The sequence below is a fragment of the Paenibacillus sp. FSL R10-2796 genome (genome assembly GCF_037965315.1).
GTDB classification, from domain to species: Bacteria; Bacillota; Bacilli; order Paenibacillales; family Paenibacillaceae; genus Paenibacillus_AQ; species Paenibacillus_AQ odorifer.
This window is the reverse complement of sequence record NZ_CP150178.1, coordinates 1,757,500-1,769,795: the sequence shown is the minus strand read 5'-3', so window position 1 is coordinate 1,769,795 and position 12,296 is coordinate 1,757,500. Positions and strand designations below refer to the sequence as shown.

The 12,296-nt window shown below is 47.3% G+C and carries 10 protein-coding genes; 1 reads left to right on the top strand and 9 read right to left on the bottom strand.

The window, feature by feature from the left end; genetic code table 11:
* Nucleotides 1–41: 41 nt before the first annotated feature.
* From NST58_RS08085 to NST58_RS08045, 9 genes are read right to left on the bottom strand one after another with little or no spacing between them, the layout of a single operon-like run.
* Nucleotides 42–1,403 (bottom strand): NADH-ubiquinone oxidoreductase-F iron-sulfur binding region domain-containing protein, encoded by a 1,362-nt coding sequence (locus NST58_RS08085; protein WP_076125325.1) that lies wholly within the window; start codon nucleotides 1,401–1,403, stop codon nucleotides 42–44.
* Nucleotides 1,404–1,405: 2 nt separating this feature from the next.
* On the bottom strand, nucleotides 1,406–3,544 hold the full coding sequence (locus NST58_RS08080; protein ID WP_081393540.1) for an FAD-dependent oxidoreductase: 2,139 nt from the start codon (nucleotides 3,542–3,544) through the stop codon (nucleotides 1,406–1,408).
* A 3-nt stretch (nucleotides 3,545–3,547) separates the two neighbouring features.
* Nucleotides 3,548–5,062: an FAD-dependent oxidoreductase gene (locus NST58_RS08075; RefSeq protein WP_339247206.1), complete on the bottom strand. Its 1,515-nt coding sequence runs from the start codon at nucleotides 5,060–5,062 to the stop codon at nucleotides 3,548–3,550.
* Nucleotides 5,026–5,949 carry an alpha/beta hydrolase gene (locus tag NST58_RS08070; RefSeq protein WP_076125327.1) on the bottom strand — a complete coding sequence of 308 codons (924 nt, stop codon included), beginning with the start codon at nucleotides 5,947–5,949 and terminating at the stop codon, nucleotides 5,026–5,028. Before NST58_RS08070 ends, NST58_RS08075 begins: the two co-directional genes overlap by 37 nt.
* On the bottom strand, nucleotides 5,942–7,075 hold the full coding sequence (gene buk, locus NST58_RS08065; protein WP_339247202.1) for a butyrate kinase: 1,134 nt from the start codon (nucleotides 7,073–7,075) through the stop codon (nucleotides 5,942–5,944). The genes NST58_RS08070 and buk overlap by 8 nt, the downstream gene beginning before the upstream one ends.
* Nucleotides 7,076–7,079: 4 nt before the next feature.
* Nucleotides 7,080–8,084: a phosphate acyltransferase gene (locus NST58_RS08060; protein WP_339247200.1), complete on the bottom strand. Its 1,005-nt coding sequence runs from the start codon at nucleotides 8,082–8,084 to the stop codon at nucleotides 7,080–7,082.
* Nucleotides 8,085–8,468, bottom strand: a complete 384-nt coding sequence (locus NST58_RS08055) for a holo-ACP synthase (RefSeq protein WP_076125332.1) — start codon at nucleotides 8,466–8,468, stop codon at nucleotides 8,085–8,087.
* 17 nt (nucleotides 8,469–8,485) lie between these two features.
* Nucleotides 8,486–10,234 carry a CocE/NonD family hydrolase gene (locus tag NST58_RS08050; RefSeq protein ID WP_076193524.1) on the bottom strand — a complete coding sequence of 583 codons (1,749 nt, stop codon included), beginning with the start codon at nucleotides 10,232–10,234 and terminating at the stop codon, nucleotides 8,486–8,488.
* A gap of 11 nt (nucleotides 10,235–10,245) precedes the next feature.
* Entirely contained in the window at nucleotides 10,246–10,497 is a 252-nt protein-coding gene (locus NST58_RS08045) for a hypothetical protein (RefSeq protein ID WP_081386479.1), read from the bottom strand.
* A gap of 195 nt (nucleotides 10,498–10,692) precedes the next feature.
* On the opposite strand from NST58_RS08045, the gene NST58_RS08040 reads away from it, so the two are divergent.
* Nucleotides 10,693–12,222 carry a helix-turn-helix domain-containing protein gene (locus NST58_RS08040; protein ID WP_339247198.1) on the top strand — a complete coding sequence of 510 codons (1,530 nt, stop codon included), beginning with the start codon at nucleotides 10,693–10,695 and terminating at the stop codon, nucleotides 12,220–12,222.
* Nucleotides 12,223–12,296 lie beyond the last annotated feature (74 nt).

Below are 12,296 nucleotides of genomic sequence, written 5' to 3'. Positions count from 1 at the left end.
CCCGCAGCCGATATGGCATGCTCTTTCCATTTTTCTGTTACTTACTTGAATCTGCCCACCCTGGTCAGCTGTTTGGGGACACGGATGCGACCAGATGCAGTGACAATCGCATTCTCTTCACAGACTTCCGTACACCTTCCGCATTTTTCACAAATCGCCGGATCGATCATATGGATATAGCCTGATTTCCCTTGGATTGCATTTTCCGGGCAGACATCAAGACATTCCCCGCAGCCGCTGCATAATTTCGGATCAATGACATAGGCAAGAAAATGGGTACACACCGAAGCCGGACAGGTCTTGCGTACAATATGGGCTTCAAGATCAAGACGGGAGCAGGCAACAGCAGATAACGCCGGCCCCACCATATTTCTTCCAAATGCGCAAAAAGATCCTGCTCCGATTAATTCGCCAATATCTGTTACTAAATCAAGATCCTCTTTTTTTGCGCGCCCTTCGGTAACATCAGTGAAGACTGCTTTGAGTTGCCAGCTCCCCTCACGGCAAATCACACATTTTCCACAGGATGTCTCCGCTGCAGCGCTAAGTAACCCTTTGGCGATAGTTGCCATACAGTGCTTGTCGGTAAAGATTCGGATACTGTCATAAACAGAATCATAGCTTATGAATTCCGAAGTTAAGGCCGGAGCCGATGCGAAGTGCCCGAGCATGCCACCCAGCAGCAGGGGCTTGGCTGGCGCAAGTTCAAGCTCCTCTAACAGAGCAGACACAGGGGTGCCAAGTGCAACTGCCACAACCCTGGTTCTCTCATCTGTTGTAATCATTATTAATTTCTCCTGACGGCGGGAACTGCTTACACCTTCGTAAATCCAGTACGCAGTCTCCACATCCAGCAGGAAGGTAGGTCTCCCTTGCCAGCCTTCGGCACTGAAGCTTTTCACCCATAAGTCACAACGTATTACACCATTGTCTATGGCATTGTATAATGCTGTTTCTTCCCGCAGGACAGGAGAAGCCGGTCCGTACTTCACTGATATAAGCGAGGCCGGAGCTATCTCACGCAGCGGTGCCGCCAACATCTCAGCTTGCGCCTCTGTCTCGGCATAGATCAGAATCTCACAATCCATGCAAATCTTTGCAGCCATTGCCAGCCCTGCTGCTATTCGACTCGCGACATGCGCAAGAATAAAGTCCGTGAATCCATCTAACTCCTGTGCGAGAGAGCAGATTAATACGGGTCTCCCGTCATCTGGATTGATTGCGGATAAACGTTCATCGAGAAGCACTCCTTGTTTATCCGTCAATGCAAGTGCTCTAATTCTTACTGCCGCGTCCGAAGCTGAAATTGCTAGCCTATTCTCCAAAAGCTCCTGAATAGCAGGCTCTTCAGCATTCGGGAAAGGCGACAGAAAATGGGGAGTTCGGCTGACTTCATGTGGCATCTTTATTCACCTCTGGCAACACTCGAATAATCATTCCAAAATTTTTGCGCAGCTATTTCTAGTCGCAGATCACACTGCAGACAACGTTGCGCCTCATCCGGTACTTGCGCTTCAGAATAACCCAGATCCATCGGATCAAAGCATTGGCAACGCTCCTCTGGTGCAACAATCTGTGTTTTCTTTCGCTTTCTATCACTCATGCCTTTAATTGCACCAATTCTCGGGCAAACCGCCTGCTCCGGTGAAAGATTTTCCTCAATATTGCCGTCCCCGCCGAGAAACCGGTCCATCTCTGAAGCAGCCAGGCGCGCACCTGCTATGGCACGAATAACTGAATCTGTGCCTGTTACACAGTCTCCGGCTGCGAAAATACCGGGAATGCTTGAAGCACAGCTATTCGCTTCGACAACAATGCGGCTGCCACGACCAAGGGCTAACCCACAGCCCTCTGCCAAATCAGGTCCTTGACCTACTGCAAAAATCACTGTATCAACCGGGAGTATCGTTTCGCTGCCAGGTATAAGATCAATGACACTCCTGCCATTCTCATCAAACTGGAAGCCTTTCACTTCTGCCATCCGCAGCCCGTTCACTTTACCGTCGCCGCTGCCGTTAATGGCGAGAAACGTTCGGCTGTTATGCACCAGCACTCCCTCTTCTTCAGCCCAGCGAAGCTCTTCAGGAGATGCGGTCATCTTATTTCGGCTTTCAAGGCAAGCCAGATGAACGGTTTCCGCGCCAAACCGTTTTGCGATTCCTGCACAGTCCAAGGCAACGTTTCCCCCACCCAGAATAATTACGTTCTTACCGACAGTCGGAGCCTCCCCCTCTGCCGTCTGGCGCAGAAATTCAATATTCGTATATACGCCTTCCAGCCCGGCGCCCTTCAGTGGCAGACGCGCTCCCTTATGAGCCCCTACGGCTACCAAAACAGCGTCAAATCCTTCTGAGATCAGGGAGGCAGGAAATTCAATCCGAACACCGGTCTGTAATTTCACACCCAACTCCAGGATCATGCCGATTTCTCGGTCAACGATCTCCCGGGGAAGACGATACTGTGGAATCCCGTATTGCATCATACCGCCAGCCTTTTGGCGTTCTTCATAAATAGTTACCTCATGACCTAGCTTTGCAAGGTACATGGCTGCCGTCAGACCAGCAGGACCTGCACCAATAATAGCGACCTTTTTGCCAGTGGCCGATTTTTGGAAAGAACGAGTTTTCCAACTACCGTCATCATGCTCGCAGGCATGGCGTTTCAGGTCACGTATGGCCACCGGTTCATTGAGAAAATTACGTTTACACTCCAATTCGCAGCGATGGGTGCATATGTACCCGAGCGCGTGGGGAAACGGTACTTTTTCGCGCATGACGGCAGCCGCAGCCGGATAATTTTTTTCCCGTATGAACCGCAGATATTTGGGTATATCAATATGGGCAGGACAAGCCGCCCGGCATGGAACCAGGGCATCTGTACGGGACTTTCCAGTCATCTTCTGCGTAATGGCCTCGTGTTCACGAATAGCTCCTGTGGGGCATACCTCTACACAAGCACTGCAAAAGCGGCAATCTGCATCCTGCAGGGAATTACCATCTACTACAACCTGCAACCGGCCCTGAACCTTCTCAAAGCGGATAGCTCCCACACCCCGCATCTCTTCACATGCACGCACACATCTTCCACATAGAATACAGCGGGTCATTTCATGAAGAATAATCGGGTTCCTGACATCCTCAGCAATACGGATCGGGTTGGCCCGGAGGCGGCGCCCCGTATCTCCGACAAATTGGGAAATGGATTGGAACTGGCAGTGTCCGAATTTTGGACAGCCTGTACACTCACTTGGATGTGTTTTGAACATTAAATCAACAGAAAGCTTTCGTACGTTTTCAGCGAGAGCATCCTTACTGTCAATGACCATTCCTTCTTCCGCCTTTACAGCACAGGCAGCCACGACACCCTTTTTCCCTTCCTGACGCACCATGCAGAGTCGGCAGGAGGCAGTGTGACGAAGATTCTCATGGTAACAGAGGTTCGGGATATAGATACCGTTTGATAGTGCAGCTTCTAGAATCGTTCCACCTGTACGCACAGATACGGTCTTTCCGTCAATCACCAGTGTCACTTGTTCGTCCTTCATCGTTTATTCCTCTGCTCTCACATATTCAGCGGCACTTTCACCAGCAAAACGTCCCGTATTCAAGCAATAACCCATCGTGTTTCCGGGTAAAAGAAACATATAGCTGTCCCCGTAAATGGTACAGGTATCTGTACCGGCAGCGTACAGACCGGGTACAGGCAACCATTCCTTATCCAGCACTTCTGCTCTATCGTTTATTTTTATACCGCCAAGTGTGCCATACGCGCTGGGACGAAAGCATCCGGCATAGAAGGGTGCCTTCACAACAGGCTTCATATAAGTCTTGTTTTTGAAGAAGAGCTCATCACTTCTATCACACATATCGTTGTATTCATCAACTGTATCGAGCAAAGCCTCTGGAACGATCCCAAGTTTTTCAGCTAGCTCCTCAATGCTGTCTGCTTTGATAATGTCCGGATTGCCCTGAAGGATGTAATCCTCTACGACCTCATCAAAATCACTGACATCATCCGGGTCATGCACAAAGTTTATGACATCAAGACCATTGCGCTTATACCCCTTTAGAATAGTGGAATCAATAATGGAATAACCTACACGCCCTTTTTGAATAGCGATGGCGTTGCCGGTGAAGGTATTGTTCTGCATTTCTTCCTCATTAATAAAACGTTTGCCGAGTTGATTCACCATCAGGTTAGGTTGCATCAGTACGGCAGGCACACTATCCGGACCGGTATCCGAATGTGGCAGAATGTAGATCATTTCAACAGTCATATCGGTTGTCGCAGCCCCTGCCTCGCAGGCCATACGAATTCCGTCACCCTTGAGTCCGGGTATTGCAAAATTGAACATATCCTCCTTGTAGCTATAGCCGGTGCGCTCCTTAATCATCTCTGGATTATCACCTGCACCTCCCGTAGCTACAACAACAGCCTTGCATCGGAACTCAGTTTCTTCACCATCAGGCCCTCTGCCAATAACTGCGCAGACCTTGCCCTGTCCATCTGTAAGAATACGCTGAGCAGGGGTTTCAAGATAAAACTCAACCCCATGCTCACGTGCGTATTCCATGATTGCTTTATTCATGATGGCACCGCCATTGCGGCCAATGCCACCGTTCACTGCTACGATATGCCAGGTCTGCTCAGATTTCGGAAAATATTTGTATGCGCCAGCAAACTGGACGCCCATCTCTTCTAGCCAGGTAATGGTATTGGCGGAATTTTCAAAATACCTTTTCACAAGAGTGGCATCTACGCGCCAATGCGTATATTCCATAAACATTTTGAAGGCCCGTTCTACACTGATATCTACCATCATGGATTTTTGCTGCCGCGTACCTATCCCCAGAGGTCCCATCCCCATATTTGCTGCGCCACCTACCGTACTGTTTTTCTCCAGCACTACTACCCTCGCTCCGTTCTCAGCAGCTTGCGCAGCGGCTGCCAATCCGGAAGGTCCTGCGGCAATTACAACTATTTCTGTCTCGATCCGTCTCATATAAAGTTCCTTTCCTAGAAACATTAATTTAAATACATCCTTAACCATTGCGCACTCCATTCCACCGCCTCATTTGCCAGCTCACGGAAGTTGATTGCATGGGTTTCTTTTGTATCTATGGGAAGTTCGTTATAACAGGCACTATTAAAAGCATCTTCTATATAGCCATGGTGCGCAGCTTGCATCTGCCGTATAAAGACTGGAACGCCTGCCCTGGACAAACGAATTGCATATTGTTCGCCTTCATAGCACAACGCATCACACTCGGCAAGTACTATAATGACCGGCGGCATATTAGTAATGAACCGTTCAGGCGCATGGAGCGGTGATACATAGGGTTCCTTCCGTTGCTCCTCACTTGAATATAGAAAAGTAAACGCTTTCATCAACTCTGGGGCCATATCGGACAAACAGCGCTCCTTCGCTGCCGGATCAGTTACGGCATCAAGATAGGGGTAATGCAAAATCTGGCAGCAAATAGAGTAGCGATCCTGTTCCCTTGCCTTCATTGATGCGGCTGTAGCAAGAGTCGCCCCTCCACTGAATCCCATAACTGCAAACCGTGAAGGGTCCATACTGAAGCTTTCAGCATTTTCGGCAAACCACTTCATTACTCCACAGACGTCATCTAGCGCTGCAGGGTAAGGATTCTCAGGAGCTTTGCGGTAATTTATCCCTACTACGTGACAGCCAATAAGAGTTCTGACTTCCTCGCACAGGTTATCATCCTTGGCAGCATCGCCAAGCACTAGCCCCCCGCCATGCAGCTCAAAAAGTACTGGCGAGTTTTGCCGCTGGGCACGATGCAACCAAACTTCAACACTGTGGCTTTCACCGCAAGGTATTTCCAGCCGCTCTCCATGAATATGCTGTGACAACAGGACCATTCTTTCAGATGCACGAATGGAGGGTATGATTTTAATGAAGCTTTGCAAGAAATCATCCATTTGATTTTCCTGTTTCTGTTCTGTTGAAACCTTCCCATACGGGATAACCCGTATACACTTTGGTTTCTTCTTCACCGTTCAGAGCACGCACAGTGCCTGCCGCAAGTGCCTCCATTTCAAAATCACCCCCGTACACCTTAACAGGTGCGATCCAGCCACAGTATAGCTCCACAAAACCTGTAAAATAGAGGTCATTGCTGACGCCGCCTGTGAGAATGATCCCGTCCACTTGGCCTTGAAGAACTGCTGCGCAAGCACCGACAGCTTTGCATAACTGATAAGCCATAGCATCATAAACAAGCTTCGCATAAGTATTTCCGCTAGCAATTATTTTTTTGATCTCCATGGTGTTATCTGTACCGAGATGACTGACTAGTCCTCCTGTCTTGCTGATCTTCTGGATCATTTCCTGATGGGTGTATTCACCGGAGAAGCACATATCAATAATGGGGACGGCAGGGACTGAGCCAGAACGATTCGGCGCCATAGGACCTTCTCCATTTAGTACATCATTGCCGTCTACCATTCTTCCCTTCTTATGGGCAGTAACAGATAGTCCCCCGCCCACATGCGCCACAATAAAGTTGCATTCCTCATACGGTCTCCGTAGTTCTTTGGCATACCGCATGGCGACTTCTTTCTGATTGAGCACATGTACTCTACTCTCTCGATAAATGCCCCTTATCCCTGTAAAACGGGCCAGCTCCTCATATTCGTCAACATCAGGCGGGTTGACCAAATATGCAGGTGCTCCGCCAAATTCATCCGAGAATGCTTGAATAAGCTGTGCGCCGAGAATTGCCGGATGCTTGACCGTTCTTCCCTCCCGGGAATGCTTAAGAATGGCTTCATTAATCGGATAAATGCCACCAACCATGCTTTCCAAACCTCCACTGTACGCAGCGTAAGCATCCATAGCAGTAAGGCTGATTTTAGCCTTATATAACTCCGATAGAATCGTCTCGCGCCGGTAAGGAAGTTGGTCGCCAATAGTTTCAAAGGTCTTTAGAACTGCCGGGTCATGGGCAACATTCGCTTTGAATACTTGTGTGTTGTTCTCAAAAACCGCCAATTTTGTTGAAGTAGAGCCTGGGCTGAGCGTAAAAATTTTATATATCCTTTCCATGTCTTCACAGTTCCTTTCCATGCTGTGCGCGTACAATTAGCATAATAATATTGCCCATCATTTCGGAAAGCGGAGCACTGCGGGAAAAATCGCAGATCGGCTGTGCAAAGCCTTGAAGTACAGGCCCATATGCATCGGCTTTACCAAAAAGCTGTATCAGCTTGACACCTATATTCCCGGCATGCAGATTTGGAAATATAAGCACATTTGCCTTGCCAGCGACATCACTTTCACGCTTCACTTTGTTTGCAGCCACCCCTGGGGATATAGCTGCATCAAGTTGAAATTCACCATCGATCTTCAAGTCCGGCACTCTGCCATGTACAATATCGATTGCCTTGCGGATAACATCAATACTCTCATGCTCCGTGCTGCCACATGTAGAAAAGGAAAGCATAGCAATACGAGGCTCCCAGCCGAGCAGCGTTTTGACAGTATATCCAGAGGATATGGCGATGTCAGCAAGTTCGTCAGCATCGGGAGCGGCATTCACCGCACAATCAGCTATAGCAAGCAGCTGACCTTCAGGACCCTCAAAGCCCGGCACATTCACAATACCAAGACTTGAAATGCTGCTAAAGCTTTCCTGCATCCCGATAATGCTTTGAGCCGCCACTATAACCTCAGCCGTAGTATACTCGCGTCCAGCAGCTGCACAATCAGCCCTGCCGGTCTTAACCAGCAGCATCGCACAGTTTACTGGATCTTTTGCCTTGCGCAGGACCGCTTTTCTGCTCAACTCATCAAAACGTGCTGTATATTCGTCAGCGAGTTCTTCTAACTGCTGCTCATTCGAATTATTGAAGAAACTGAATGCCTCAGTCGAAATTCCAAGTTCCGCCGCACGCGCACTGATACTCTCTGAATTGCCAATTAGCACAGGTTGGCCTATCTTGCGTGCGACCACCTCCGCGGCGGCTTTCAAAATCATTTCATTATCACATTCCGGGAAAACCACCCTTTTGGGATGAAGACGTGCTTTTTGCTCGAGCGTTTCCAGCAGGCTCATTTATATACTCCTTCCATCTGCAGCTATGGCAAAGGCCACCGCGTAGTCTGTATCATAAGAAAGGGAAATTTTCACTTGCGCACATGAGCTTTGCAGCGCCCGTTTGGCGATTTCCCCATGCAGTATCACATTAGGCCGCCCTTCGGCATCATTAAGGATTTCAATCTCTTTGAGACTAACTCCCTCGCCACTGATAGCTAGAGACTTGAACACCGCTTCCTTGCCGGCAAACCGCGTTACATAGTAATAAAAAGGCTCCGGACGGCTTATAGCTTGCGCGATCTCATTCGGAGTATATGTTTTTTGTATAAATGGATCTTCCTGCACCAGCGTAATGGCTCGCAGATGAGAAAAATTCACGATATCTGTCCCCACACCGATCATCGGACTTTCCTCCATATCTAACGGTAGATATATTCACCAGATTGATAACGTGGCGGAATTACCGGTACCTGAAGGAAGGATTGATATTCCCCGCCAGTGCGAATGATGTGTCTGCCCTTATTGTCTGTGTCCCACGCTAGAGGCTCGAACCAACCCTCCCGGATATAGCGGCCTGCCACCTGCACCCGCAGTTTCTCACCTTTATGCCAGATCCGGCTGGAAGGTACAATTTCGATATCCACCGGAACTACCTCTCCCCCAGTGAGCTTCAGCTCACGTTCGTGAGAAAGCACAGGCTGATAGTGGGTACTAAGCTTTGAATCAAGCTCTCTGTGCGAAACACGAATCTTACCCCATGCTCCGGGATGCGGCTCATCCAGTACATGCCAGGGAATCCAATTGCCCTCTCCATCAGCCTTCTGAATATTAATGAAAAGATCCATGTCGTCATGCCCGGCTGCTTCAACATAAAGCCGTAAAAACATATAACCGGTCAGCTCAGTATCCTCTTTAATTTCCATATCAAAGATTGCTTCTCCACTGTCCGAGTCGTAAGTTGCTTCGGATGCGGCAGAAACAGGACCTTCTTGCATGCTCATGCTGGCCGCATCCAGGTAGTAACGTGTATATTGAGTTCGCTCCAGAGGAAATCCTTTTTCCTTGCGCTGTACCTGGTAATCACAATCGAAAGCATCCATAACATCAAGCCGGACACGGGGGGTTAATTCCCAGCCATTATGAATGTCTTTCAGGTAGCGGTCATAGAAGCGCTTCAGGTCCTCAAGATTGTAAGGATCATAAGCATCTGCCCATTCAAAATCGCGATGTACGCGCAGCCATTTCTGCTTCGTCTTAATTTTACGATAGCCCTGAATTGAACCACGCAGATGAAAATGACTCCAGCCGGCGGTACAGTAACACGGAATCGTAATCTTGCTGAAATCAGGAATTTTGTCACGCCAGTAACCGTTCATTAAAGGATATTTCCGTGCCATAGCCACTTGATCATCGACACCGCCATTCCCCGTAACCGAAGCTGCGATGAATTCATTGAAGCTAAGTGCTGGGATGCCCCCTTCATAAATTGCTTCCCGGTACACATCAGTCGTGCCTTCCCACGGGGCTATACAGGCGAGATGGGGAGGTTGATAAGCTGCTACACGATACTGGGTCATGGCTACACCAGAGTTTCCTCCCATACCCACTCGACCGTTACACCAGTATTGAACACCCAGCCATTCGATAAAATCATAGCCATCCTCACAATCCTGACGACTGAACATGCTTACATCACCTTCGGAATGACCTGCACCGCGAGTATCAACGTTGGCAACGGCGTAACCCATTCGGCACCAATACATAGGGTCCGGAGACTCGAACTTTGCGAGTTTGGATACGGTCTGCGGAGGAACGCCCATAATCTGCCACTCACTCATTCCTTCTCCTGGCCTTTTCCCGAAAAAACTCCAGGAAACTAGTGCAGGAATCTTGTCTATTCGGTTTTCCGGCATATATATATCACAGTAGATAGTCACCCCGTCACGCATTTTAACGGGTACGTCTTGCTGACAGATCACGCCTTCACCCGCAATGTATGTTCGTTGGTTGAAGGGAGGACAGAAACCTTGTCCCATTGCATCCATTGGATTTTCACTTGCAGAAAGATCAATATCCTGCTCTTTATTAACAGGCCGACGGGCCACACGGTAAATACTCTCAAGCTCTTCGCCCTGAAACATTTCTTTCTTTGTAAAAAATTTGTTCATTGTCCTTCTCCTTATCCGTTCTCGCAAATTTCCAGCACATAATCAACAGCCTCAGCGATGGTTTGTTTCCGGCGAAATTTCATATATGGAATTTCAACATTAAAAGCGTCCTCCAAGAAAGTAGTGATCTGCGAAAAATGCACAGATTTTGCCTGTAAATCACTCGTAAATGAAAGACTTTCCGACAAATCCTCCGGCTTCTTCCCGAATAAAGGCGAAGCTCTTTCCACCAGCTTCGCATAAATTTCTTCACGTAATTCCAATACAATCCCTCCTTGTTGAATACAGCTCATCACACATTTTCAAGCTAAAGTGTCATTTATTGCTGCATGTGATAATTTCAGTATATATAATGAGAGCGTTATCTCCCATGTACTGCAACTTAATCGTGATCGGTTATTTCAACAAAGTTTTGTAAAATTGCACAAAGGTTCCTAGTGCTATTGGAGGCTGTTCTCGTGAATCTTCAAAAGATCATCAGAAAACTTAGCGACTGTTGTCTTGCCTGGCCGGAAGAGGCATTACAAACCAAAGAGATTAACGAATTTGCTATCCTGCGACCCTGCTCCGTATTCAAGACTGACACTGCCTATTTAGGCAAGCTTTCAGATATACCAAGGGACTTTCCAACAGACACCCCACTTTTCTGTATTCAGGATTGTGACGCATCTGTTGATTCTTATACTTGCCTTACCCTTCTGCCAAATGAACTGGATTTGCTTGATCTTTCAGAGAAAATCTCTACTATCCTTGCTCATGAGAATCGGCTTATTGAGCATATGCACACGCTTATCTCCGCACTTAACTCCAACAAAGGATTGCAGCACATGACGAATGAAGCCACCCGCATCTTTGGTAATCCGGTTATCATTGTTGATGCTGGCTATAAATTACTCGCTATGTGTCAAGCACCTATTCCCAGCCGACCTGATATTGAACAACAGAGACACTTAGGTTATGTCCTTGACCGAAATATTCAAAGCATGAAGAAATCCAATTTATACGAGCGGACCCGGATGGCTCTTTTTCCTTATTACTCTCGTGATCCCGAGACCAAGAACGGTTGGATTACAGCTTTTGTGTACGTCCACGGTATAGAATTTGCACAGGTTAGTGTTATGGAGCTTGATCGTGAATTTACTGATATTGATTTTGAACTAGTAAAATTTCTTTGCGAGCTGGTTTCGGTAGAATTGCAGAAGAGTGATTTCTATAAATCCAATCAAGGAATGGTTCATAGCTTTCTGCTTACCGAACTCCTTACTGGTGATCTCTATGATGCTAATGTCATTGCAATGCGCTTGGCTCATATGGAGTGGCCGCTGTCCTCTAACTTGCGTGTGTTGACCTTAATTGACCAAAACAACGGTTTTTTTGAGGGAAAAGTTCAACTGGTCGCGCAGCATCTAAGTCAATTCCTGCCAAACAACCGTTGGATCGTTTTTCAAGGGCGCATTGTATTTCTAATCTCTCTCACCGATTCATCCCACGAAATAATTACTAAAGAAGAACGGATTCTGGAGTTTCTGCAAGTAAATAGTCTGACTGCTTCAATGAGTGACTCCTTCAGTCAATTAAATTTTTTGCGAAAATATTACAAACAATGTCTGGCTGCCATCGACTTAGGACTCCAACTTGACTTTAACAAGTCAATCTATGTGTATGAGGAATATCTCTGTGAGCATATTGGAAAAATCATATCTGAACATCATGATCTTGCTGATTTCTGTCATCCGGTTATTCAGAAGCTTATTGCTTATGACCATACCCACAAAACAAGTTTGCTGCCTACCCTTGAAGCCTATCTTCAGTATGTGGATACTCCAGCTCTTGCGGCAAAAGCTCTTTTTATCCATAGAAACACTTTGTTCTATCGTATCAACAGGATCCGGGAGCTTTTCCAATTAGACTTAAGCAACGGTGATATTCGTCTCAAACTGCAATTGACATTTCATTTTCTGAACTTAAAATACGAAGTACATAAATAAAACTAATCTTCGAGGAGCTTGTATGGACGTTCCATTTCAAAGAGAGGACTCACCCCAGCAAACCTATATAACTT